This is a genomic window from Pseudomonas sp. UBA6323 (assembly GCF_002439135.1).
Lineage (GTDB): Bacteria > Pseudomonadota > Gammaproteobacteria > Pseudomonadales > Pseudomonadaceae > Aquipseudomonas.
In genome coordinates, this window is sequence record NZ_DJSX01000007.1 from 37,218 (window position 1) to 60,961 (window position 23,744).

General features: G+C 62.7%; 19 protein-coding genes and 2 pseudogenes. 16 read left to right on the top strand and 5 right to left on the bottom strand.

Annotation, left to right across the window (positions count from 1 at the left end; all coding sequences use genetic code 11):
• Positions 1 to 186: 186 nt before the first annotated feature.
• The 11 genes and pseudogenes from glyQ (at position 187) to B3P22_RS01685 (ending at position 11,253) form a co-directional block, all read left to right on the top strand.
• Complete coding sequence (glyQ, locus tag B3P22_RS01635; protein WP_197858744.1) at positions 187 to 1,134, top strand: glycine--tRNA ligase subunit alpha; 948 nt, start codon at positions 187 to 189, stop codon at positions 1,132 to 1,134.
• Entirely contained in the window at positions 1,131 to 3,185 is a 2,055-nt protein-coding gene (gene glyS, locus B3P22_RS01640; RefSeq protein ID WP_275546467.1) for a glycine--tRNA ligase subunit beta, read from the top strand. The genes glyQ and glyS overlap by 4 nt, the downstream gene beginning before the upstream one ends.
• A gap of 82 nt (positions 3,186 to 3,267) precedes the next feature.
• Positions 3,268 to 3,798, top strand: coding sequence for a D-glycero-beta-D-manno-heptose 1,7-bisphosphate 7-phosphatase (gene gmhB, locus B3P22_RS01645; protein ID WP_197858742.1), 531 nt, complete (start codon positions 3,268 to 3,270; stop codon positions 3,796 to 3,798).
• Between the two features lie 13 nt (positions 3,799 to 3,811).
• Positions 3,812 to 4,579, top strand: coding sequence for a lysophospholipid acyltransferase family protein (locus B3P22_RS01650; RefSeq protein WP_197858741.1), 768 nt, complete (start codon positions 3,812 to 3,814; stop codon positions 4,577 to 4,579).
• Positions 4,580 to 4,856: 277 nt separating this feature from the next.
• Positions 4,857 to 5,462, top strand: a complete 606-nt coding sequence (locus tag B3P22_RS01655; protein WP_296269621.1) for a CDP-alcohol phosphatidyltransferase family protein — start codon at positions 4,857 to 4,859, stop codon at positions 5,460 to 5,462.
• A gap of 25 nt (positions 5,463 to 5,487) precedes the next feature.
• A pseudogene (locus B3P22_RS01660) lies at positions 5,488 to 6,876 on the top strand (bifunctional alpha/beta hydrolase/class I SAM-dependent methyltransferase); the annotation flags it as partial.
• Positions 6,877 to 6,878: 2 nt separating this feature from the next.
• Positions 6,879 to 8,045: pseudogene (locus B3P22_RS01665) on the top strand (phosphatase PAP2/dual specificity phosphatase family protein); the annotation flags it as partial.
• Positions 8,035 to 8,469 carry a hypothetical protein gene (locus tag B3P22_RS01670; protein WP_296269622.1) on the top strand — a complete coding sequence of 145 codons (435 nt, stop codon included), beginning with the start codon at positions 8,035 to 8,037 and terminating at the stop codon, positions 8,467 to 8,469. The pseudogene B3P22_RS01665 and the gene B3P22_RS01670, both read left to right, overlap by 11 nt.
• A 9-nt stretch (positions 8,470 to 8,478) precedes the next feature.
• On the top strand, positions 8,479 to 9,099 hold the full coding sequence (locus tag B3P22_RS01675) for a lysophospholipid acyltransferase family protein (protein WP_197858736.1): 621 nt from the start codon (positions 8,479 to 8,481) through the stop codon (positions 9,097 to 9,099).
• Between the two features lies 1 nt (position 9,100).
• Positions 9,101 to 10,033 carry a phosphatidate cytidylyltransferase gene (locus B3P22_RS01680; protein ID WP_296269623.1) on the top strand — a complete coding sequence of 311 codons (933 nt, stop codon included), beginning with the start codon at positions 9,101 to 9,103 and terminating at the stop codon, positions 10,031 to 10,033.
• Positions 10,034 to 10,101: 68 nt separating this feature from the next.
• Positions 10,102 to 11,253, top strand: coding sequence for a GGDEF domain-containing protein (locus B3P22_RS01685; protein ID WP_296269624.1), 1,152 nt, complete (start codon positions 10,102 to 10,104; stop codon positions 11,251 to 11,253).
• A gap of 410 nt (positions 11,254 to 11,663) precedes the next feature.
• On the opposite strand, the gene gyrB is transcribed toward B3P22_RS01685, so the two are convergent.
• The 4 genes from gyrB to dnaA form a co-directional block, all read right to left on the bottom strand.
• Positions 11,664 to 14,084: a DNA topoisomerase (ATP-hydrolyzing) subunit B gene (gyrB, locus tag B3P22_RS01690; protein ID WP_197858703.1), complete on the bottom strand. Its 2,421-nt coding sequence runs from the start codon at positions 14,082 to 14,084 to the stop codon at positions 11,664 to 11,666.
• A gap of 4 nt (positions 14,085 to 14,088) precedes the next feature.
• Positions 14,089 to 15,192, bottom strand: a complete 1,104-nt coding sequence (gene recF / locus B3P22_RS01695) for a DNA replication/repair protein RecF (RefSeq protein WP_296269625.1) — start codon at positions 15,190 to 15,192, stop codon at positions 14,089 to 14,091.
• A 127-nt stretch (positions 15,193 to 15,319) separates the two neighbouring features.
• Complete coding sequence (dnaN, locus tag B3P22_RS01700) at positions 15,320 to 16,423, bottom strand: DNA polymerase III subunit beta (protein ID WP_197858701.1); 1,104 nt, start codon at positions 16,421 to 16,423, stop codon at positions 15,320 to 15,322.
• Positions 16,424 to 16,453: 30 nt separating this feature from the next.
• Complete coding sequence (gene dnaA / locus B3P22_RS01705; RefSeq protein WP_115290324.1) at positions 16,454 to 17,944, bottom strand: chromosomal replication initiator protein DnaA; 1,491 nt, start codon at positions 17,942 to 17,944, stop codon at positions 16,454 to 16,456.
• Positions 17,945 to 18,466: 522 nt separating this feature from the next.
• Here dnaA and rpmH point away from each other — a divergent pair.
• From rpmH to mnmE, 5 genes are all read left to right on the top strand, one after another.
• Positions 18,467 to 18,601, top strand: coding sequence for a 50S ribosomal protein L34 (rpmH, locus tag B3P22_RS01710; RefSeq protein WP_003246698.1), 135 nt, complete (start codon positions 18,467 to 18,469; stop codon positions 18,599 to 18,601).
• A 16-nt stretch (positions 18,602 to 18,617) separates the two neighbouring features.
• Positions 18,618 to 19,019 (top strand): ribonuclease P protein component, encoded by a 402-nt coding sequence (gene rnpA, locus B3P22_RS01715; RefSeq protein ID WP_296269626.1) that lies wholly within the window; start codon positions 18,618 to 18,620, stop codon positions 19,017 to 19,019.
• Complete coding sequence (gene yidD, locus B3P22_RS01720) at positions 19,012 to 19,257, top strand: membrane protein insertion efficiency factor YidD (RefSeq protein ID WP_013717990.1); 246 nt, start codon at positions 19,012 to 19,014, stop codon at positions 19,255 to 19,257. The genes rnpA and yidD overlap by 8 nt, the downstream gene beginning before the upstream one ends.
• A 2-nt stretch (positions 19,258 to 19,259) precedes the next feature.
• Positions 19,260 to 21,005 (top strand): membrane protein insertase YidC, encoded by a 1,746-nt coding sequence (yidC, locus tag B3P22_RS01725; RefSeq protein WP_197858699.1) that lies wholly within the window; start codon positions 19,260 to 19,262, stop codon positions 21,003 to 21,005.
• Between the two features lie 151 nt (positions 21,006 to 21,156).
• Positions 21,157 to 22,524 (top strand): tRNA uridine-5-carboxymethylaminomethyl(34) synthesis GTPase MnmE, encoded by a 1,368-nt coding sequence (gene mnmE / locus B3P22_RS01730; RefSeq protein ID WP_296269627.1) that lies wholly within the window; start codon positions 21,157 to 21,159, stop codon positions 22,522 to 22,524.
• 17 nt (positions 22,525 to 22,541) lie between these two features.
• On the opposite strand, the gene B3P22_RS01735 is transcribed toward mnmE, so the two are convergent.
• The gene (locus B3P22_RS01735; RefSeq protein WP_296269628.1) at positions 22,542 to 23,699 is read right to left on the bottom strand and encodes an MFS transporter; all 1,158 of its coding nucleotides are present in this window, start codon (positions 23,697 to 23,699) and stop codon (positions 22,542 to 22,544) included.
• Positions 23,700 to 23,744 lie beyond the last annotated feature (45 nt).

The window sequence follows — 23,744 nt, forward strand, 5'->3', positions numbered from 1 at the left end:
ATGACGAATGCCGCCTGCCCTTGCAGGCGCGAACTCATTCGCGAATCTGGACGGTGCGGTGCTATCCATCGCGAATGAATTCGCTCCTGCCTCAGCCACGCGCGCGCTAGCCGTACCCTGCGACCTGCGCCGAGTTTCGATATACTCCCCGGCTTTCCCTCGCAAGCCTCCACAGGTGATTTTTTCGTGAGCCAGAACAAGCCTGCCGTGCGCACCTTCCAGGACCTGATCCTGGCCCTGCAGAACTACTGGGCCGAGCAGGGCTGCGTGGTGCTGCAACCCTACGACATGGAAGTGGGCGCCGGCACCTTCCACACCGCCACCTTCCTGCGCGCCATCGGCCCGGAGACCTGGAACGCCGCCTACGTGCAGCCTTCGCGTCGCCCGACCGATGGCCGCTATGGCGAAAACCCCAACCGCCTGCAGCACTATTACCAGTTCCAGGTGGTCCTCAAGCCCAACCCGGAGAACTTCCAGGAGCTGTACCTGGGTTCGCTCAAGGCCATCGGCCTCGACCCGGAAGTGCACGACATCCGCTTCGTCGAGGACAACTGGGAATCGCCGACCCTCGGCGCCTGGGGCCTGGGCTGGGAAATCTGGCTCAACGGCATGGAAGTCACCCAGTTCACCTACTTCCAGCAGGTTGGTGGCATCGAGTGCTACCCGGTGACCGGCGAGATCACCTACGGCCTGGAGCGCCTGGCCATGTACCTGCAGGGCGTTGATTCGGTCTACGACCTGATCTGGACCGACGGCCCGTTCGGCACCGTGACCTACGGCGACGTGTTCCATCAGAACGAGGTGGAGCAGTCCACCTACAACTTCGAACACGCCAACGTCGAGAAGCTGTTCGAACTGTTCGACTTCTACGAGAGCGAAGCCAACCGCCTGATCGAGTTGGAGCTGCCGCTGCCGACCTACGAGATGGTGCTCAAGGCCTCGCACACCTTCAACCTGCTCGACGCCCGCCGCGCCATCTCGGTGACCGCGCGCCAGCAGTACATCCTGCGCGTACGCACCCTGGCGCGCGCCGTAGCGCAGAGCTACCTGCAGGCACGCGCCAAGCTCGGCTTCCCCATGGCCACCCCCGAACTGCGTGAAGAAGTACTGGCCAAGCTGGAGGCGCAAGCATGAGTGCACAAGATTTCCTGGTCGAACTGGGCACCGAAGAGCTGCCACCCAAAGCCCTGAAAAGCCTCGGTGAGGCCTTCCTCAAAGGCATCGAGAAAGGTCTCAAGACCGCCGGCCTGGGCTACACCGCCAGCCGCGTATACGCCGCGCCGCGCCGCCTGGCAGTGCTGATCGAGCAACTCGAAGAACAACAGGCCGACCGCAGCATGAACCTCGACGGCCCGCCCCTGCAGGCCGCCTTCGATGCCGACGGCAACCCGACCCAGGCCGCCTTGGGCTTCGCCCGCAAGTGCGGGGTGGATATCGCCGAGATTGACCGCAGCGGCCCGAAACTGCGCTTCGCCCAGCACATCCCCGGCCAGCCAGCGGTGAAGCTGCTGCCGACCATCGTGCAGGACTCGCTGAACGACCTGCCGATTCCCAAGCGCATGCGCTGGGCCGCCCGGCGCGACGAGTTCGTGCGCCCGACCCAGTGGCTGGTGATGCTGTTCGGCGACGCTGTGGTCGACTGCGAAATCCTCGCGCAGAAGGCCGATCGCGTGTCCCGTGGCCATCGCTTCCATGCCAACCGCGAAGTGCGCATCAGCAGCCCGGCGAACTACGCCGAAGACCTGCGCAGCGCCTATGTGCTGGCCGACTTCGCCGAGCGCCGCGAGATCATCAGCCGCCGCGTCGACGAACTGGCCGCCGCCGAGCAGGGCACGGCTATCGTGCCGCCAGCGCTGCTGGATGAAGTCACCGCCCTGGTCGAATGGCCGGTGCCGCTGGTCTGCTCGTTCGAGGAACGTTTCCTCGAAGTGCCGCAGGAGGCGCTGATCAGCACCATGCAGGACAACCAGAAGTACTTCTGCCTGCTCGATGCGAACGGCAAGCTGCTGCCGCGCTTCATCACAGTGGCCAACGTCGAGTCCAAGGACCCGGCGCAGATCGTCTCCGGCAACGAGAAGGTCGTGCGTCCGCGCCTTACCGACGCCGAGTTCTTCTTCAAGCAGGACAAGAAGCAGAAGCTCGAAGGCTTCAACCAGCGCCTGGCCAACGTGGTGTTTCAGGCCCAGCTCGGTTCGGTATTCGACAAGGCCCAGCGCGTCTCTGCCCTGGCCGGCTTCATCGCCCGCGAAGTCGGTGGCGACGCCCAGCGCGCCGCCCGTGCCGGCCTGCTGTCCAAATGCGACCTGGCCACCGAGATGGTCGGCGAATTCCCCGAGATGCAGGGCATCGCCGGTTACTACTACGCGCTCAACGACGGTGAGCCGCAAGATGTCGCCCTGGCCCTGAACGAGCAGTACATGCCGCGCGGTGCCGGCGCTGAGCTGCCGAGCACCCTGACCGGTGCCGCAGTGGCCGTGGCCGACAAGCTCGACACCCTGGTCGGCATCTTCGGCATCGGCATGCTGCCGACCGGCTCGAAGGACCCCTACGCCCTGCGCCGCGCCGCCCTCGGCGTGCTGCGCATCCTGATCGAGAAGGGCCTGGACCTGAACCTGGCCGCTGCAGTCGACTTCGCCGTCGCCCAGTACGCCGGCAAGATCAAGACCGACGGCCTGGCCGCCCAGGTGCTGGAGTTCATCTTCGATCGCCTGCGTGCGCGCTACGAGGACGAAGGCATTGAAGTCGCCGTGTACCAGGCCGTGCGTGCGGTCAATCCGACCTCGCCGCTGGACTTCGACCAGCGCGTGCAGGCCGTACAGGCCTTTCGCAAGCTGCCGCAGGCCGCTGCCCTGGCCGCCGCCAACAAGCGCGTGTCGAACCTGCTGAGCAAGGCCGAAGGTGGCGTCGCCGCCCAGGTCGAGGCGCACTACTTCGACAACCCCAGCGAGTTCGCCCTGCACGCCGCCATCCAGCAGGCCGACCATGCGGTACAACCGCTGGCCGCCGTCCGTCAGTACGACGAGGCGCTGGCCAAGCTGGCCAGCCTGCGCGAGCCGGTGGACGCCTTCTTCGAGGCGGTGCTGGTCAATGCCGAAGACGCGCGTGTGCGCGCCAACCGTTACGCCCTGCTGGCCCGTCTGCGCGGGCTGTTCCTCGGCGTTGCGGATATCTCGGTGCTGGGCTGACGCACAGCAGCGGCAAGCTACAAGCTTCAAGCGGCAAGCAGGCCGCTGTTGACTTGTAGCTTGCGGCTTGGAGCTTGCCGCTATGAAGTTACTCATCCTCGACCGCGACGGTGTCATCAACGAAGACTCCGACGCCTATATCAAGGCGCTCGACGAGTGGATTCCGATCCCGTCGTCGATCGCCGCCATTGCACGCCTGTCGCAAGCAGGCTGGACGGTGGCCGTGGCCACCAACCAGTCCGGCATCGCACGTGGCTATTACGACCTGGCGACCCTGGAGTCGATGCACGCGCGCCTGCGCCAGCTGGTGGCCGAGCAGGGCGGCGAAATCGGCCTGATCGTCCACTGCCCGCACGGGCCGGATGACGGCTGCGAGTGCCGCAAGCCAAAGGCTGGCATGCTCGAACAGATCGCTGCGCACTACGCCACGGATCTGAAAGGAATCTGGTTCGTCGGCGACAGCAGCGGTGACCTGCAGGCTGCACTGGCCGTCGATTGTCAGCCTGTGCTGGTAAAAACCGGCAAGGGCGAACGTACCCTGGCCAAGCCGTTGCCGCCAGGAACCCTGGTATTCGACGATCTGGCGGCTGTCGCCGATCGACTGCTCTCATAAGGTGCGAAGCTTCATGGCGATCCTGCAGGCTTTAAGAGTCACGCTTTTCTACCTGCTGCTGTCGTCCAGCTCGTTCTTCTGGTGCCTGATCAGCCTGGTGGTCGCCCCCTTGCTGCCGTTCCGCCAACGCTACCGCTTCGTCGTCCAGGCCTGGTGCAGCTGCGCGGTGTGGCTGGCCAGGGTGATCGTCGGCATCCGCTATGAAGTGCGCGGGTTGGAGAATATCCCGCAGCGCCCCTGCGTGATCCTCGCCAACCACCAGAGCACCTGGGAGACCTTCTTCCTCTCCGCCTATTTCGAACCACTCAGCCAGGTGGTCAAGCGCGAGTTGCTACGCGTGCCGTTCTTTGGCTGGGGCATGGCGCTGCTCAAGCCCATCGCCATTGACCGCAGCAACCCCAAGGCTGCGCTCAAGCAACTGGCCAAGCAGGGCGATGAGCGCCTCAAGCAGGGCGCCTGGGTGCTGGTGTTTCCCGAAGGCACGCGCATTCCACCGGGGCAGATCGGCAAGTTCTCCCGTGGCGGCACGGCACTGGCGGTGAATGCCGGCCTGCCAGTGCTGCCCATCGCGCACAACGCCGGCGAATTCTGGCCCAAGGCCGGCTGGGGCAAGCGCTCGGGCACCATCGAAGTGATCATCGGCGCACCGATGTATGCCGAAGGCGAGGGGCCTCGTGCCATTGCCGAACTCAACGAGCGCGCCTTCCAGTGGGTCTGCCAGCAGCAGACCGAACTGCGCGGTGAAGAGCCTCAGCTGAGCCGCCTGGGCGAAATGGCCTGATCTGTGGATAAGCTGTGCATCAAATACAATCAAAGCGCCATCACTGATTTTATCTAGCTGATTTTTAAGGCGAAATAGCCGTGCTAGGAAAAATCCTCAACAGGGTATAAGTTGTCGCGTGGCGCTTCTGTCGAGAACCCAACGGGGCTCACCTCCGCCGAGGTACGTATGCCAGAACGCATCAGCCCCCGGCACGCATTGATATAAGCCTCGACGCGCGCACAGTCTCGCTCGCGACGATGGCCGATGATTGGATCAGTAAAGGGAATTCACTGCCATGCCGTCGATCTACCAGCTCAAACCCGCCTTCCAGAACCTGCTGCGCCCCGGTGTCGAGCGTTTGTATGCGCGCGGCGTCACCGCCAACCAGGTGACCCTGGCCGCCGCGCTCGTCTCGGTGCTGCTCGGCGCCCTGCTCGCCGCCTTTAGCCATATCATCTGGCTGTTCGCACTGATTCCTGTGTGGATGCTGCTGCGCATGGCGCTCAATGCCGTCGACGGCATGCTCGCGCGCGAGTTCGGCCAGCAGTCGAAGCTCGGCGCCTACCTCAACGAGCTCTGCGACGTGATTGCCGACAGCGCCCTGTATCTGCCCTTCGCCCTGCTGCCTGGCGTCTCGCCGCTGCTGGTGGTCCTGGTGGTGGTGATGGCCGTGATCAGCGAATACGCCGGCGTGCTCGGGCCCATGGTCGGCGCCTCCCGCCGCTATGACGGGCCGATGGGCAAGAGCGACCGCGCCTTCTGCTTCGGTGTGATCGGTGCAGGCGTCGCCACGGGCCTGCTGCCTGTCTTGTGGATCAACCTGGCGCTGGCGCTGATCCTCGCCCTGCTGCTCTATACCCTCTACAACCGCGTTCGCCTCGGGCTGGCCGAAACGGCCTGACCCATTCAAGGAATAAGGAGATTCCATGCGCCCCGTCCAACTGCATACCTTTGCCACCCACGACGGCGTCGAGCTGAGCTATCGCCACTGGCCGGCGACGGTGCCCGCAGACGGCTCTCGCCAGGCGGTGGTGCTGTTCCATCGCGGCCATGAGCATGGCGGGCGCATGGCCCATCTGGTGGACGAGCTGGAGCTGCCGCACTGCGACTTCTTCGCCTGGGATGCCCGTGGCCATGGCCTCTCGCCTGGCGCGCGCGGCGACAGCCCGAGCTTCGCCACCAGCGTGCGCGACGTGCAGACCTTTATCGAGCATATCGGCGCGCAACACGGCATCGCCGAAGAGGACCTGGCGGTGGTGGCGCAGAGCGTCGGCGCGGTGATCGTCTCCACCTGGGCCCATGACTACGCGCCCAAGGTGCGCTGCCTGGTGCTCGCCTCGCCGGCCTTCAAGGTCAAGCTCTACGTGCCCTTCGCCCGACCCGGCCTGAAACTGCTGCATGCCTGGCGCGGCAATTTCTTCGTCAACAGCTACGTGAAGGCGAGGTTCCTCAGCCACGATCCCGAGCGCATCGCCTCTTTCGAAAACGACGCGCTGATCGCCCGGCCAATCTCGGTGACCATGCTGCTCGGCCTGTACGAGGCGGCCGAGCGCGTCGTCGCCGACGCTCAGGCGATTCAGGTTCCGACCCAGCTGCTGATCTCCGGCGCCGACTTCGTCGTCCATCGCAAACCGCAGGAAGACTTCTTCGAGCGCCTCGGCAGCCTGCGCAAGGAAAAGCACCTGCTGCCCGGCTTCTTCCACGACACTCTTGGCGAGCGCGACCGCGCCCATGCCCTGAGCCGCGCGCGGCGTTTCATCCTGCGCAACTTCGAGGAGCCGGTGACGCGCCCCTCGCTGCTCGATGCTGATCGCCTGGGCGCCACCTGCGCCGAAGCCGAGGAACTGGCCGCGCCACTGCCGAGAAACTCGCTGCGCGACCTCTACTGGCGCGCCACCCGTGCCGGCATGCGCCTGGGCAGCACGCTGTCGGCCGGGGTGAAACTGGGCTTCGACACCGGCTTCGATTCCGGCAGTACGCTCGATTATGTCTACCGCAACCAACCGACCGGCAAGGGCGCACTGGGCCGGCTGATCGATGCGAACTACCTGGATTCCATCGGCTGGCGTGGCATCCGCCAACGCAAGCTGCACGCCGAAGAGTTGTTGCGCCTGGCCATGGCCCGGCTGCGCGAGACGGGCAGGGCGGTGCGCATCGTCGATATCGCCGCCGGCCACGGCCGCTACATCCTCGAATCGCTGGAGGGCCAGCAGCAGCGCCCCGATTCGATCCTGCTGCGCGACTATAGCGACATCAACGTGCGTGACGGCAACGCGCTGATCGAGCAGAAGGGCCTGGGCGACATTGCCCGCTTCGGACCATCGTGCCGTACTGGTCGATCGACCTGCTCTACGGCCTGTCCTTCCTGCTGCCAGCCTGCCGCCGCGAAATGGATCGCCACGCCCTGCGCCTGCTCGCCGCGCAGGTCATCTGCGTGGCCTGCTTCCTGCTCTGGCCGCTGCGCTTCACCTTCGAGCGGCCGCCGCTGGACGGCACCTTCGGCCTGATGTTCGACGTACTGATGGGCTTCGACAAACCCTTCAACCAGGCGCCTTCGCTGCATATCACCCTGCTGGTGATCATCTGGGCGATGTTCGCCAATCACACCCGCGGGCTGTTCTGGCGTGGCCTGCTGCACGGGTGGATGGCGCTGATCGGCATCTCCGTGCTGACCACCTGGCAGCATCACTTCATCGACCTGCCCACCGGGGCGCTGGCGGGCTTCTTCTGCCTGTGGCTGCTGCCGCTGCAGGGCGATACGCCGCTGAAGCAGATGCGCCTGGCCAGCGATCCCCGGCGTTGGCGCCTGGCGCTGCGCTATGGGCTTGGCGCAACGCTATGCGCCGTGCTGGCAGTCAAGCTGGGCGGCGCCTGGCTGTGGCTGTTCTGGCCGTTCGTTGCCCTGGTCATGGTCGCGCTCAACTACCTGCTGTTCGGCGCTGGCGGCTTCCAGAAGCAGGCCGACGGGCGCCTCAGCCCGGCCGCGACGGTGTTGCTCGCACCCTATCTGCTCGGTGCCTGGATCAATTCAAGGCTATGGACATACCGCCAGCCAGCGCCGAGCCAGGTCGTGGAGGGCATCGACCTCGGCCGCCTGCCGGGCCCGGGTGATCTCGATGGCTACGCCGCCGTGGTCGATCTGTGCGCCGAACTGCCGCTGCTGCACACACCGAGCGCCTACTGCAGCCTGCCCTCGCTGGACCTGGTGGCGCCCGATGCGCTGACCTGCCAGCGCGCCGCCGAGGCCATCGAACGCCTGCGCCAGAGCGGCCCGCTGTTGGTGTGCTGCGCCCTGGGTTATTCGCGCAGTGCCACAGCCGTGGCCGCCTGGCTGCTACATAGCGGCCGCTGCCAGAGCGTCGAGTCCGCCGTAGAGCTGATCCGCCAGGCGCGGCCACAGGTCGTGCTCGGGCCACAGCATCTGGCTGCGCTGCAGGCCATGCTCGACGTGGGCGCTGAACTGGAGGTCGCCCATGCAGGCTGATCTGCTATTGGTTGCGGCCTTTTTGCGCCGTGGGCGCAGCCTCGATCACTTTTCCAGCGCGCTGAGTCTGGTCGCCGTGGCTTTCGGCCTGGCGCCTTGGCTCGGCTCCCCGCCAAGTCTGATGTTGGCGCTCATCTGCGCAGCGCTGCTGATTGCCGGCCTGGCCGAGAAATACTGGGCGCTGCGCGTAGCGCTGGATGCCGAACTGTTTCAGCGCCTGGCCGAATCCGGCGAACAGCTCGACAGCCAGACTCACGCCCTGGATCAGGCGCTACAGAATCTGGGCCTGCAGAATGCGCAGCAGCCTGGCCGCGACTGGAGCCTGCGCGCTCAGGGTGCGCTCGGCCTGCTGCGCAAACAGGCGCTGTGTCTGCTGCTGCAGGTCGCAATCGTTGTGCTCGGAATCTTCATCGTTTTCGCTTAAGGAGTCGCCATGCTCGCTGCATTGACCGCTTTCGCCATCACCTCGGCAGCTCGCCTGCTGACCGGTGCCCGAGCCCTGTGGCTTGGCAGCACCGCGCAGGCGACGCAACGCCTGTACTACGCCAACCACAGCAGCCATGGCGATTTCGTCCTGCTCTGGGCGTCGCTGCCGCCGGAACTGCGCAAACGTACCCGGCCGGTGGCCGGCGCCGACTACTGGCAGAAGCCGGGCGTGCGCAGCTTCCTGATCAATAACGTATTCAACGGCGTGCTGGTCGACCGCGAGCGCAAGGAAGGCGCCAACCCACTGCAGGCGATGCTCGATGCGCTGGATGGCGGCGACTCGCTGATCATCTTCCCCGAGGGCACGCGCAACCTCGGCGACGAACCGCTGCTGCCGTTCAAGAGTGGTCTCTATCACCTGGCCCAGGCACGCCCCGACGTGGAGCTGGTACCGGTGTGGATCGCCAACCTGAATCGGGTGATGCCCAAGGGCCGCGCGCTGCCGCTGCCGCTGCTGTGCACCCTGAGCTTCGGCGCCGCGCTGGAACGCATCGAGGGGGAGGGCAAGGACGCCTTCCTGGAACGCGCACGTAACGCCCTGCTGGCACTGGCACCCGAGGAGGCCTGAGATGGATCGCAATACCCTGCTGCTGTTCGCCGGTATCGGTGCCCTGCTCCTGCTGGCCAGTCTGGTCGGCTTCGTTCTCAAGCGGCGCAGTGGCGATCGCCCCAACCCGGTGATCGACAACCTCAACGCGCGGATCAACGCCTGGTGGGTGATGGTGCTGGTAATCGGCATCGCCTTCCTGTTCGGCAACATCGGCGTAGTCGTGCTGTTCTACTTCGTGTCCTTCTACGCCCTGCGCGAATTCATGACGCTGACACCGACCCGGCGCAGCGACTATCCGGCGCTGGTGGCGGCCTTCTATTTCGCCCTGCCGATGCAGTACCTGCTGATCGCCCTGGATTGGTACGGCCTGTTCGCCATCTTCATCCCGGTCTACCTGTTCCTCCTGCTGCCGATCCTCGCCTCGCTGGGCGGTGATACCACGCGCTACCTCGAACGCGCGGCCAAGGTGCAATGGGGCTTGATGATCGCCGTGTACTGCATCTCCTCGGTACCGGCGCTGCTGACCCTGGACATCCCCGGCTACGAGGGGCGCAACCTGCTGCTGATCGCCTGGCTGATCATCGTTGTGCAGCTCTCCGACGTGCTGCAGTACGTATGCGGCAAGCTGTTCGGCAAGCATAAGATCGCGCCCAACCTGTCACCGTCGAAAACCGTGGAAGGCTTTATCGGCGGCGTGGCCCTGGCAACGCTGATCGGCGCCACCCTGTGCTGGATCACCCCCTTCGCCTTCTGGCAGGCCGCGCTGTTCGCCCTGCTGGTGTGCCTGCTCGGCTTCGCCGGCGGCCTGGTGATGTCGGCGATCAAGCGCGACCGCGGCGTGAAGGACTGGGGCCATATGATCGAGGGCCACGGCGGTATGCTCGACCGTCTCGACTCGGTGTGCTTCGCCGCCCCGGTGTTCTTCCATATGGTGCGTTACTGGTGGGCCTGAGCCTAGGCCAGCACGGGGATTGTGGATTGCACTAGAGTCAATTCAGACCAGAAAACAAGAAGGCTGACATGATCGCCCACACCCAGACACTGTTCGGAGCCGTCGCACTGGTCGCAGTGATCATGGGCAGCTGTCTGATCCTGGTCGGCCAGCTGCGTCATCGCGACGGCATGCTCACCACCGGGTTGGGCATGCTATCCCATGCACTGGCCTATATCGGCTTTACCCTGTTCGGGCTGGCTTCGATGTGGCTGACCTATGTACTGGCCAACACGCTGCTGTCCACGGCTCTGGCGTTCTACACCGTCAGCCTGCCGCTGATCCACGGCAGGCGCCCGCCCTGGCGGCTGGCCTTCGCCTTCCCGCTGCTGCTGGGCTTCCTGCTCAGCCTGCTGATCGATACCCAGGAACCCCGACAACTGGTGGCCTGCCTGCTGCTGTTCAGCCAATGTCTGGTGATTCTGCACCTGAGCCGCCTCCATGCCGTGCTCGGCGGGCGCGCCCACCGAATCCTGATGATCGGTGCAGGCATCAGCCTGTTCGGCCTGGGTATTCGCGTGGTGGTCATCCTCAGCGGCGCGCCGGCGGAGATGCACTACGACGTCAGCAACCTGAAACAGACGGTATCGGTCGCCCTCGGCGCCGCCACCATCATCATGTTCTCCTTCGGCCTGGTGCTGCTGTCGCGCGAGCGCATCGAATCGGAGCTGCGCCAGACCGCCCTGCGCGACACGCTTACCGGATTGCCCAATCGCCTGGCGATACTCGAACAACTCACCGATGAGCTGGAGCGCGCCCGCCGCCAGCACACGCCGCTGTCCATCGCCATGCTCGATCTGGATCACTTCAAGCAGATCAACGACAGCCACGGCCATCTTGTCGGCGATGCCGTGCTCAGGCACTGCGCGGACCATCTGCAGCAACGGCTGCGGCGTAATGACAGCATCGGCCGTTATGGTGGTGAGGAATTCCTGCTGATCCTGCCCGGCACCGACGCCAGCGGCGCGCTGGAGCTGGTCGATCAGCTTCGCCAATCCCTGACCCAGCACCCGGCACAGATTGACGACAGGCACATCGCCTTGAGCTTTAGCGCCGGTGTTTACGGCAGCACCAGCTCCGTCGCCGAGGACATCACCGCCATGCTGCTCAAGGCCGACACCGCGCTCTATCGCGCCAAGCACGCCGGGCGTAATACACAGGTTCTGGCCACGGCGGACTGATAGGAGGGGCTCGGATTACTAGCAGACCTGAGTCATGCCTGGCTACCAGCGTTCAACGTCGCCCGCCTTTTCTGCAGGCAACAAAAAACCCGCCGAAGCGGGTTTTTTAAGACCTTCCGACATCCTGTCGTTTGCCTTCCTGGCGCGGTCTGTCTTCCGTGACTCGGGACATCCAGTTCCCGGTAGGTGTGAGTAGATTAACCAGCCCACGGACGCGGCGGGAGAGGTCCGTTGCGCTTCGGCATGTAAGCCTTTTGCCATAGCGGCACTCGCGAAAAACCATGATCTGAGCCTGACGCTAATCAGAAGGCAGCTTTACTCGTCCACAAACACGCCACATAGATCGATCACGAATCGCGCAGGTTGCGCCTCTCCTGCCGCTACGACGATAAGTACCGAACGATTGATCATCAGAAGTCCAGATTCGACACCGCCAGAGCGTTGGACTCGATGAAGTCGCGGCGCGGCTCCACGGCATCGCCCATCAGAGTGTTGAAGATCTGGTCTGCAGCGATGGCGTCCTCGATGGTCACCTTGAGCATGCGGCGCACTTCCGGGTCCATGGTGGTTTCCCACAGTTGATCCGGATTCATTTCGCCGAGACCTTTGTATCGCTGCACGCTGTGACGCTTGGTGCTTTCGTGCATCAGCCAGTCCAGCGCTTCCTTGAAGGTGCTCACAGGCTTCTTGCGCTCGCCACGCTGCACGTAGGCGCCTTCTTCCAGCAGGTTGTTCAGCTGATCGCCAAGCGTAGTGACGGTCTTGTAATCATTGCTGGCGAAGAAGTCGCGGTTGAAGGTGGTGTAGCTGGACAGGCCGTGCGCCTTGACCTCAACCTCGGGCAGCCAAACATGGCGTTCGCGGTCTTCGCGAAGACTGGCGGTGTAGGTCTGGCCAGACTTCTCCATCGCCTTCAGGCGCGTGCTGAAGCGCTCCAGCCAGGCCTGCATGCCGGCATGGTCGGCCAGTTGCTCGAGGCCGATGCTTGGCAGGTAGACGAAGTGCTCGGTAATTTCCTTGGGGTATACGCGCGACAGGCGATCCAGGGTCTTCATCACACGGCGGTATTCGCCGACCAGCTTCTCCAGCGCGCCGCCGGAAAGGCCCGGAGCGTTCTCGTTGACATGCAGGCTGGCGTCTTCCAGGGCTGACTGGGTCATGTATTCGTCCATGGCCTCGTCATCCTTGATGTACTGCTCCTGCTTGCCTTTCTTGACCTTGTACAGCGGCGGCTGGGCGATGTAGACGTAGCCACGCTCGATCAACTCCGGCAACTGACGGAAGAAGAAGGTCAGCAGCAGGGTACGGATGTGCGAACCGTCGACGTCAGCATCGGTCATGATGATGATGTTGTGGTAACGCAGCTTGTCGATGTTGTACTCCTCACGCCCGATGCCGCAGCCCAGCGCGGTGATCAACGTGCCTACTTCCTGGGAGGAGAGCATCTTGTCGAAGCGCGCCTTCTCGACGTTGAGGATCTTGCCCTTGAGCGGCAGGATCGCCTGGGTCTTGCGGTTACGGCCCTGCTTGGCAGAACCGCCCGCGGAGTCACCCTCCACTATGTAGAGTTCGGACAGCGCCGGGTCTTTTTCCTGGCAGTCGGCCAGTTTGCCGGGCAGGCCGGCGATGTCCAGAGCACCCTTGCGGCGGGTCATCTCGCGCGCCTTGCGCGCTGCTTCCCGGGCGCGGGCGGCATCGATCATCTTGCCGACAACGGCCTTGGCTTCGTTCGGGTTTTCCAGCAGGAAGTCGGCGAAATACTTGCCCATTTCCTGCTCGACCGCGGTTTTCACTTCGCTGGAAACCAGCTTGTCCTTGGTCTGCGAGCTGAATTTCGGGTCCGGCACCTTCACCGAGATGATCGCGGTCAGGCCTTCACGGGCATCGTCACCGGTGGTGGCGACCTTGAACTTCTTCGCAAGGCCTTCCTGCTCGATGTAGTTGTTCAGGTGGCGGGTGAGGGCGGAGCGGAAGCCCGCCAGGTGGGTACCACCGTCACGTTGGGGAATGTTGTTGGTGAAGCAGAGGATGTTTTCGTTGAAGCTGTCGTTCCACTGCAGGGCCACTTCCACGCCAACGCCGTCTTCCTCGCGCTGGATATTGAAGTGGAACACCTGATTCACCACGGTCTTGTTGGTGTTGAGGAACTCGACGAAGGCCTTCAGACCACCCTCGTACTTGAACAGTTCTTCCTTGCCGGTGCGCTCGTCACGCAGCAGGATGCCCACGCCGGAGTTGAGGAAGGACAGCTCACGCAGCCGCTTGGCCAGGATGTCCCAGCTGAAGTGGATATTGGCGAAGGTCTCTTCGGACGGCTTGAAGTGGATCTGCGTGCCGGTGCCGTCGGTGTCGCCGACAGCGGTCAGGGGCGCTTGCGGTACACCATGAACGTAGGTCTGTTCCCAGATCTTGCCGCTACGGCGAATGGTCAGCACCAGCTCCTTGGAGAGGGCGTTAACCACCGAGACACCCACGCCGTGCAGGCCGCCGGACACCTTGTAGCTGTTGTCATCGAACTTACCGCCGGCGTGCAGCACGGTCATGATGACCTCGGCTGCCGAGACGCCTTCTTCCTTGTGCATGTCGACCGGGATGCCACGGCCGTTGTCACGCACGCTGATCGACTCATCCGGGTGAATAGTGATGGTGATTTCGCTGCAGTAGCCCGCTAGCGCTTCGTCGATCGAGTTATCGACCACCTCAAACACCATGTGGTGCAGACCGCTACCATCGTCAGTGTCACCGATGTACATCCCGGGACGTTTGCGTACGGCGTCCAGTCCTTTCAGCACCTTGATGCTGGAGGAATCGTACGTTTGGTTCTCGCTCATGCCTTCACTCCCGATGCTCGATGGTCTGGGTGATACGGCCATGTTCCACGTGGAACATGGCAACCGGCGTATCCGTCTGCCAGACTTCGCTCAACAATTCATGGTCCACACAGGTGATGAATACCTGGCAGTGCAAATCTTCCAGCAACCGGCACAGTGCCTGACGATGCTGTTCATCCAGCTCCGACGGTAGGTCGTCCACCAGATAGATACATTGTCCACGCTTGGCTTCATTCACCAGGTGGCCCTGGGCGATGCGTAATGCACACACCACCAACTTCTGTTGTCCTCGCGACAGGATTTCCGCCGCGTTATGCCCCGCCAGCCGCAGCCGCAAATCGGCACGCTGCGGTCCAGCCTGGGTATGACCCAGTTGCTGATCGCGGAGCAGGGTAGAGGCGAGCACTTCGCTCAGCTCACGGTCCTTGTCCCAGCCGCGGTAATAACTCAGCGTCAAGCCTTCCAGTTGCAGCAGCTCACCAAGGGTGCGCTCGAATACCGGCTTCAGAGCCTGAATGTAGGCTCGCCGATAAGTATCGATTTCCTCGCTCGCGCTGCACAATTCGCGGTCCCACGCGGCCTGCGAAGCACCGTCAAGTGTACCATGTCGCAGCCACGAGTTACGCTGCCGCAGGGCTTTCTGCAGACGCTGCCAGGCGCCGAGAAAGCGATGTTCCACGTGGAACACACCCCAGTCGAGAAATTGCCTGCGAATCTTCGGCGCGCCTTCCAGCAAGCGGAAACTGTCCGGGTTGATAAGTTGCAACGGCAAGAGATCAGCGAGCTGCGCAGCGCTACGCGCATTCTGCCCATCGATACGAATCTGTAACTCACCCTGGCGATCACGTGAAATACCTAGGTTGCTCGAGCCGCCCTGGGCCAACAGCACCTGACCAAATACAGTGCAGGCTGGTTGTTCGTAATGGATGACGGGTTGCAGACGAGTGCTGCGGAAGGAGCGGGCGAGACCGAGCAGATGGATCGCTTCCAGCACGCTGGTCTTGCCGCTGCCGTTGGCGCCATAAAGAATGTTGATGCGTGGCGAAGGCTGCAATGACGCAGAATGCAAATTGCGTACGGCGGTTAGGGTGATGCGAGTCAGGGACATGAGCGGAGCCGGGGCGAAGAGGGCAAATGGTCTGCCTGAAACGAAATCAGCCTTGGCATGCTACGGAATGAAATCCGCAGCATGCCAAAGCTGATTGTGTTGACGCCGATTACCCGTTGAACAGCTATTACAGACGCATCGGCATAACGACGTAAGCCGAATCGTCATTATCGGCTTCCTGCAGCAGGGCACTGCTGTTGGAGTCGGAGAGAATCAGACGCACCTGCTCGGTACCCATCACACCCAATACGTCCAGCAGGTAGCTGACGTTGAAACCGATTTCCAGGCCGCTGCCGTTGTAGTCGACAACGATCTCTTCCTCGGCCTCTTCCTGCTCCGGGTTGTTGGCCTGGATTTTCAGCAAGCCGGCAGCCAGGGTCAGACGAATGCCACGATACTTTTCGTTGGAGAGAATCGCGGTACGGCTGAACGCTTCACGCAGGCCCTGACGATCCGCCAGTACCAGCTTGTCTCCACCACGCGGCAGCACACGCTCGTAGTCCGGGAACTTGCCGTCCACCAGCTTGGAGGTGAATGTGAATTCGCCAGTGTTGGCACGGATGTGGTGTTGCCCCAGCACAATGCTCACTTCGGCGTCCTGCTCTGTGAGCAGGCGAGCGAGCTCGAGGATACCTTTACGCGGCACGATGACCTGGTGCTTGCCGTCCTGCTGGATGGCCGCTTCCATGGAGCACATGGCCAGACGGTGCCCATCGGTGGCGACCGCGCGCAGCAGACCGCTTTGTACTTCCAGCAGCATGCCGTTGAGGTAGTAACGTACATCCTGCTGAGCCATGGCGAAGCTGGTGCGCTCGATCAGGCGACGCAGCTTGGCTTGCGGAAGGTTGAAGGTCAGCGAGCCCGGGCCTTCTTCCACGGTGGGGAAGTCATTGGCCGGCAGCGTCGACAGGGTGAAACGGCTGCGACCGGCCTTGACCAGCAGCTTCTGGTCATCGACGCGGATGTCGATCAGCGCATCGGATGGCAGGCTCTTGCAGATATCCATCAGCTTGCGCGCCGGCACGGTGATCTCGCCTGGCTCGGCAGCATCTTCCAGCGTGACGCGGCCAACCAGCTCGACTTCGAGATCGGTACCGGTCAGCGACAACTGCTGGCCTTCGACCACCAGCAGGACGTTGGACAGAACCGGCAGCGTCTGGCGTCGTTCCACGACACCGGCGACCAGTTGCAGAGGTTTCAACAGGGCTTCGCGTTGAATGGTGAAATGCATGGTCTAGTCCCTTGCCTCGTGGAGCTGCGATCAGGTTGTAAGCGTACGCAGCAGGTTCTTGTAGTCCTCGCGGATGTCCGCGTCGGATCCCCTAAGTTCAGCAATCTTACGGCAAGCGTGCAACACCGTGGTGTGATCACGACCGCCGAAGGCCACACCGATTTCCGGCAGGCTGTGATTGGTCAATTCCTTGGACAACGCCATGGCCACCTGACGCGGCCGGGCGATCGAGCGTGAACGACGCTTGGAAAGCAGATCGGTGATCTTGATCTTGTAGTACTCGGCAGTCGTGCGCTGAATGTTGTCGATGCTGACCAGCTTGTCCTGCAGGGCCAGCAGATCCTTGAGTGACTCGCGGATCAGCTCGATGGTGATGTCGCGGCCCATGAAATGCGAGTGAGCGATGACCCGTTTCAATGCGCCTTCCAGCTCACGTACGTTGGAACGAATACGCTGAGCGATAAAGAACGCAGCATCATGCGGCAGATCGACCTTGGCCTGGTCGGCCTTCTTCATCAGGATCGCAACACGAGTTTCCAGCTCGGGCGGCTCCACCGCCACGGTCAGGCCCCAGCCGAAGCGCGACTTCAGCCGCTCTTCCAGGCCTTCGATCTCCTTCGGATAGCGGTCGCTGGTGAGAATTACCTGCTGGCCGCCTTCGAGCAGTGCGTTGAAGGTATGGAAGAACTCCTCCTGGGAGCGCTCCTTCTTGGCGAAGAACTGGATGTCATCGATCAGCAGCGCATCCACCGAACGGTAGAAACGCTTGAACTCGTTGATGGCGTTGAGTTGTAACGCCTTGACCATATCGGCGACGAAGCGCTCGGAGTGCAGGTACACCACCTTGGCGTTTGGGTTCTTCGCCAGCAGGTGATTACCCACAGCGTGCATCAGGTGGGTCTTGCCCAGACCGACGCCGCCATACAGGAACAGCGGGTTGTAGCCGTGCTTGGGGTTGTCGGCCACCTGCCAGGCGGCGGCGCGCGCCAACTGGTTCGATTTACCCTCGACGAAGTTGTCGAAGGTAAAGGTGCGATTGAGGTAGCTGGTGTGCTTGAGCCCACCTTCGACCTGCACGGTACGTTCAGTACGAGGCGCCACGGCAGGTGTTGGTGGTTGCGGCGCCGAGCCGGCCATCGAATCGAAACTGGCTCGCGAGGGCTCCTCCTGCACCGGCGGAGGAACAGGCTTGCTTACCGCAGCGGCAGCCTGAACCTGAGCAGCACGCGCGGCAGCAGGCAACGGTGCAGTAGGCGCGACCCGCGCGGTGGCTGCACGCTTGCTACCTATTAATAAGGAGAGCGCAGGAACCAGACCACCAGCTCGCTCGCCAAGTAACTCGAGCAAACGGCTCAGGTACTTTTCGTTGACCCAGTCGAGTACGAAACGGTTAGGCGCATACACACGCAGCTCGTCGCCTTCGGCTTCGACCTGCAGAGGACGGATCCAGGTGTTGAATTGCTGGGCTGGCAATTCATCGCGCAGAAGCTCGACGCATTGCTGCCATAGTTCCACTGACACTGACTATCCCCTATCCAAGCGGCGGTGCAAAAAAACAGCCGTCATTGTAGCGGCCAACGTTCAAGTTATCCACACCACATGCGGCAGATGGCCAAGTAAAATCAAAGCCTTAGTTTCATTCATCAGATTTATCAATCGACGTCATGAACCTTGTGGATAAGCGCCCGATAAGCTTCTGCAAAACTCTGGGGATGAACGTGCGGATAACCCGGCTGTGGGTAAACCAGCATTCCATCCTCAGCTTGTAGGCAGGACGCGCACAGTAGAAGCACGCCTTTTGGACAGACTTATCCTTGGCGCTGGATCAGGGAGTACGCTGCGAACAGAGGGTTGTCCACAACCCATGGCAAGGCTAATCAACATAAACATAGAAAAGAGCTTTAAACCCTTTTCTTTCTTTCTATTTCTATCTGGCGAATAAGGTTGGTTGGAAATTGACCTACCGCGCGGCTTTCTCTAGAATTGCCGGTCTCTTTAAACCGGGGTCATTCCGACCCTAGTCGATCACCCAGGTAACGCACCATGAAACGCACTTTCCAACCCAGCACCATCAAGCGCGCTCGCACCCACGGTTTCCGTGCCCGCATGGCCACCAAGAACGGCCGTGCCGTCCTGTCGCGTCGTCGCGCCAAGGGCCGCAAGCGTCTGACTGTCTAATTCATCCAGACAGGTGGTGAGTCGAGGCTTCGGCCGGGAAAAGCGACTGCTGACTCCCCGGCATTTCAAGGCAGTCTTCGACTCCCCAAGCGGCAAAGCTCCGGGCAAAAGTGTCCTGCTGCTAGCGCGCGATAACCAGCTTGATCATCCCCGCCTAGGTCTGGTGATCGGCAAGAAGAGCGTCAAGCTCGCCGTCGAGCGCAACCGCATCAAGCGTCAAATCCGCGAATCCTTCCGCCTCAACCAAGACAATCTGGTGGGCTGGGATATCGTGGTGGTCGCCCGCAAAGGGCTAGGCGATCTGGAGAACGGCGAACTTGCTCAGCAGTTCGGCAAACTCTGGAAACGCCTGGCCCGAAGCCGGCCCAGTCGCGACGCAGACTTATCCCCCGGGACAAGCGACAATCCCCATGCGTAAAGCGGCTCTAGCCTGTATCCAGGTGTATCGCTACGCCATCAGTCCGCTGATGGCCAGTCATTGTCGCTTCTACCCCAGCTGTTCCTGCTATGCCTACGAAGCCATCGAGCAACATGGCTTCCTGCGTGGTGGCTGGCTGGCAGCCCGCCGTCTCGGTCGCTGCCACCCCTGGAATGCCGGCGGTTTCGATCCGGTTCCACCCGTAAAAACATCCCGTTCCCCTTCGATGGCCGAATAATCATGGATATCCAACGTTCGATCCTGATCGTCGCCCTGGCAGTCGTGTCCTACCTCATGGTCCTGCAATGGAACGAGGACTATGGCCAGGCTGCCCTGCCAGCCGAGGTTAGTACCTCGACCGCTGCGACGCCTTCCCTGCCCGATACGCCCGCGGCTACCGCCAGCACCGGCAACGACGACATCCCCACTGCCACGGCAGAGCCCACTGCAGCTGCCGTTGCACCGACCGCTGTAGCCAGCGACGAGCTGATCCGCGTCAAGACCGATGTCCTCGATCTGGCCATCGACCCGCGTGGTGGTGATATCGTGCAGCTGCGTCTGCCCCAGTACCCGCGTCGCCAGGACCGTCCGGACGTGCCGTTCCAGCTGTTCGACAACGGCAGCGAGCGCACCTACCTGGCGCAAAGCGGCCTGATCGGCCAGAACGCCCCGGACAAATCCAGCGGCCGTGCCCTGTGGTCCAGCGAGAAGCAGAGCTACGAAATGGCCGAAGGCCAGGACAGCCTGGTCGTCGATCTCACCTACAGCGAAAACGGCGTCAGCTATATCAAGCGCTACAGCTTCAAACGCGGCCTGAACCCGCAGTGCTCCGCGCGTGAGCAGGAGCTGAAGAAGCCCGGCTGCATCGATCCGTCGGCCTACCAGGTGGATGTGCGTTACCTGATCGACAACCAGAGCGATCAGGCCTGGAGCGGTAACCTGTTCGCCCAGCTCAAGCGTGACAATAGCGGTGACCCGTCCTCGACCACCGCCACCGGCACTGCCACCTACCTGGGTGCCGCGCTGTGGACCAGCGAAGAGCCTTATAAAAAGGTGTCGATGAAAGACATCGACAAGCAGTCCTTCAAGGAAACCGTGCAAGGAGGCTGGGTCGCCTGGCTGCAGCATTACTTCGTCACCGCCTGGGTGCCGAACAAGGACAGCACCAACCTGGTTCAAACCCGCAAGGACAGCCAGGGCAATTACATCGTCGGCTTCACCGGCCAATCCGTGCAGGTCGCTGCCGGTGCGCAGGGCGAAACCGGCGCAATCCTCTACGCCGGTCCCAAGCTGCAGGAACACCTGGGTACCCTGTCCCCTGGCTTGGAGCTGACCGTCGATTACGGCTTCCTGTGGTTCCTGGCCCAGCCGATCTTCTGGCTGCTGGAAGTGATCCACGGTGTGCTCGGTAACTGGGGTTGGTCGATCATCGTCCTGACGATCATCATCAAGCTGATCTTCTTCCCGCTCTCTGCGGCCAGCTACCGTTCGATGGCGCGCATGCGTGCCGTATCGCCGAAACTGCAGGCGCTGAAAGAGCAGCACGGTGACGATCGCCAGAAGATGTCCCAGGCGATGATGGAGCTGTACAAGAAAGAGAAGATCAATCCGCTGGGCGGCTGTCTGCCGATCCTGGTGCAGATGCCGGTATTCCTCGCCCTGTACTGGGTGCTGCTGGAATCCGTGGAGATGCGTCAGGCACCCTGGCTGCTGTGGATCACCGACCTGTCGATCAAGGATCCGTTCTTCATCCTGCCGATCATCATGGGCGCGACCATGTTCATCCAGCAGCAGCTCAACCCGACGCCGCCGGACCCCATGCAGGCCCGCGTGCTGAAGCTGATGCCGATCATCTTCACCTTCTTCTTCCTGTGGTTCCCTGCTGGTCTGGTGCTGTACTGGGTGGTCAACAACTGCCTGTCTATCGCCCAGCAGTGGTACATTACGCGCAAGATCGAGGCGGCAGCGAAACCGGCTAACGCCTGATTCGCCAAGGCTTTCAAGCATCAAGCAAACGCCCCATGATTGGGGCGTTTTGCTATCCGCCTCCCTGTAGGAGCGAATTCAGTCGCGATGGATTGCCCAGAGCACGATGATTTAACCCGTACAACTGCCCACCAGCCGCGAGTAGAACACCATGAACCATGCCCGAGACACCATCGCCGCCGTCGCCACCGCACAGGGTCGTGGCGGCGTGGGCATCGTACGGGTGTCCGGCCCGCTGGCCGGGCAACTGGCGCAGGCCATCTGCCGACGCGAGCTGAAACCCCGCTTCGCCCATCACGGCCCATTCTTCGCCGAGCATGAGCTGCCGCTGGACGAAGGCCTGGCTATCTACTTCCCTGGCCCGAACTCCTTCACCGGTGAAGACGTGCTGGAGTTGCAGGGTCATGGCGGCCCGGTGGTGCTCGACCTGCTGCTGCGTCGTTGCCTGGAATTGGGGGCGCGTCTGGCCCGGCCCGGTGAGTTCAGTGAGCGGGCCTTTCTCAATGACAAGCTCGACCTGGCCCAGGCCGAAGCCATCGCCGACCTGATCGAAGCCAGCTCCGAACAGGCCGCGCGCAATGCGCTGCGCTCACTGCAGGGCGAATTCTCCAAACGCGTGCATGCGCTGACCGAATCGCTGATCCAGTTACGTATCTATGTCGAAGCCGCCATCGACTTTCCCGAGGAAGAAATCGACTTTCTCGCCGATGGCCATGTGCTGAACCAGCTTGACGCCGTTCGCACCGACTTATCCACAGTGCTGCGCGAAGCCGGCCAGGGCGCTCTGCTGCGCGACGGCATGACCGTGGTTATCGCCGGTCGTCCTAATGCCGGCAAGTCCAGCCTGCTCAACGCTCTGGCCGGCCGTGAGGCGGCTATCGTTACCGATATCGCCGGCACCACCCGCGACGTGCTGCGCGAACATATCCACATCGACGGTATGCCTCTGCATGTGGTCGACACCGCCGGCCTGCGCGACACCGATGACCAGGTGGAGCGCATCGGTGTGGAGCGCGCGCTCAAGGCCATTAACGAGGCGGATCGCGTGCTGCTGGTGGTGGACTCCACCGCGCCGGAAGCTGCCGATCCTTTCGCCCTGTGGCCCGAATTCCTCGAACAGCGCCCGGACCCGGCGCGGGTCACCCTGATCCGCAACAAGGCGGATCTCTCCGGCGAGGCAGTGACACTAGAAACCAGCGCCGATGGTCATGTCACCCTCAGCCTCTCGGCCAAATCCGCAGACGGCCTGGAACTGCTGCGCGAGCACCTGAAAGCCTGCATGGGTTATCAACAGACCGCCGAGAGCGGCTTCAGCGCCCGCCGCCGCCACCTCGAAGCGCTGCACCAGGCCGAACAGTACCTTGAGCACGGACGTAACCAGCTCACCCTGATGGGCGCCGGCGAACTGCTCGCCGAAGATCTGCGCATGGCTCAGCAGGCCCTGGGCGAGATCACCGGCGCCTTCAGCAGCGATGACCTGCTCGGACGGATATTCTCCAGCTTCTGCATCGGCAAGTAGCGGGGCGTCCAAGCCGCTCAGGTGAAGCCGTGCTGCCTGGAGCGGACGACAACCAGCAGCGCCGCCAGCAACAGCACCAGGAGCGCGGGTGAAAAGGCGCCGACACCCAGACGCTCGAGCAGAACCCCACCGATGATGCCGCCACCGGCGATGGCCATGTTCCAGGCGGTCACCAGCATCGCCTGGGCGACATCGGCGGCCTGCCCCGCACTCTTGGCCAGCGCGGTCTGGAACAGCGTGGGTACGCCGCCAAAAGCCAGCCCCCAGATACCGACGGCGATATAGATCACCACCGTACTCTCGCCCCCGAGCGCCAATGCGCTGGCCGCGACGGCGAACAGCCAGGTGCAGGCCAGCGTCATGCGCCGCAGATGATGATCGATCAATACCCCGACGACCCAGATCCCCGCCAGCGATGCCAGGCCAAATACCAGCAGGACCAGATCGGTGCGCTCGACCATCCCCGCGGCCGCGAGAAACGGCGCGATATAGGTATAAAGAATGTTGTGGGCCAGGACAAAGGCCAGCACCACGAAAAGCACCGGGCGGATTCCCGGCAAACACAGCACGGCGCCAAGCTGCACACGGTTGCCTCGGGCCTGGCCGGCAAAGTCCGGAACGCGCCAGCTGACCCAGATCATCAGCAGCAAGGCCAGCGCGCTCATGATGCCGAAGCACGCGCGCCAGCCCACCAGCGCGCCCAGCCAGGTACCGGCCGGCACGCCAAGGGACAGTGCCAGAGGCGTTCCTACCATGGCCACCGCGATGGCGCGCCCCTTCTGTTGCTCCGGCACCATGCGCGCGGCATAGCCCGCCACCAACGCCCACAACAGCCCAGCCGAAACACCGGCGACGAGCCGCGCCACTAGCGTCAACGTAAAGCTTGTGGATAACGCCGTGACGGTATTGGCCAGGGCGAAGCCGGCAATGGCGGTCAGCAGCAGCGGCCTGCGGCGTACGCCCTGGGTGAGGATGATCAATGGAATCGCTGCCAGCAGCGAGCCGAGGGCATAGAGGGTAACGGTCTGGCCCACCCAGGCCTCGGAGACGGCCAGGCTCTGCGCCATCTGCGGCAACAGTCCGGCCGGCAGCGCTTCGGTAAGAATGGTGACAAATCCTCCCATAGCCAGTGCCAACAGCGCCCCCAAGGGAAAACGCTTGCCAGAATTCATCATGACAGCTCCATCGTTGCCTGTGGGTAACCAGGCGAATAGCCAGAA

Excerpts from the sequence above, each read along its gene's own strand:
- mnmE (WP_296269627.1), top strand. The coding sequence starts at position 21,157 with ATGAACCATGCCCGAGACACCATCGCCGCCGTCGCCACCGCACAGGGT.
- gmhB (WP_197858742.1), top strand. The coding sequence starts at position 3,268 with ATGAAGTTACTCATCCTCGACCGCGACGGTGTCATCAACGAAGACTCC.
- B3P22_RS01655 (WP_296269621.1), top strand. The coding sequence starts at position 4,857 with ATGCCGTCGATCTACCAGCTCAAACCCGCCTTCCAGAACCTGCTGCGC.
- recF (WP_296269625.1), bottom strand. The coding sequence starts at position 15,192 with ATGTCCCTGACTCGCATCACCCTAACCGCCGTACGCAATTTGCATTCT.
- B3P22_RS01670 (WP_296269622.1), top strand. The coding sequence starts at position 8,035 with ATGCAGGCTGATCTGCTATTGGTTGCGGCCTTTTTGCGCCGTGGGCGC.
- dnaN (WP_197858701.1), bottom strand. The coding sequence starts at position 16,423 with ATGCATTTCACCATTCAACGCGAAGCCCTGTTGAAACCTCTGCAACTG.
- yidD (WP_013717990.1), top strand. The coding sequence starts at position 19,012 with ATGCGTAAAGCGGCTCTAGCCTGTATCCAGGTGTATCGCTACGCCATC.
- gyrB (WP_197858703.1), bottom strand. The coding sequence starts at position 14,084 with ATGAGCGAGAACCAAACGTACGATTCCTCCAGCATCAAGGTGCTGAAA.
- B3P22_RS01685 (WP_296269624.1), top strand. The coding sequence starts at position 10,102 with ATGATCGCCCACACCCAGACACTGTTCGGAGCCGTCGCACTGGTCGCA.
- B3P22_RS01675 (WP_197858736.1), top strand. The coding sequence starts at position 8,479 with ATGCTCGCTGCATTGACCGCTTTCGCCATCACCTCGGCAGCTCGCCTG.
- rpmH (WP_003246698.1), top strand. The coding sequence starts at position 18,467 with ATGAAACGCACTTTCCAACCCAGCACCATCAAGCGCGCTCGCACCCAC.
- yidC (WP_197858699.1), top strand. The coding sequence starts at position 19,260 with ATGGATATCCAACGTTCGATCCTGATCGTCGCCCTGGCAGTCGTGTCC.
- B3P22_RS01735 (WP_296269628.1), bottom strand. The coding sequence starts at position 23,699 with ATGATGAATTCTGGCAAGCGTTTTCCCTTGGGGGCGCTGTTGGCACTG.
- B3P22_RS01650 (WP_197858741.1), top strand. The coding sequence starts at position 3,812 with ATGGCGATCCTGCAGGCTTTAAGAGTCACGCTTTTCTACCTGCTGCTG.
- B3P22_RS01680 (WP_296269623.1), top strand. The coding sequence starts at position 9,101 with ATGGATCGCAATACCCTGCTGCTGTTCGCCGGTATCGGTGCCCTGCTC.
- glyS (WP_275546467.1), top strand. The coding sequence starts at position 1,131 with ATGAGTGCACAAGATTTCCTGGTCGAACTGGGCACCGAAGAGCTGCCA.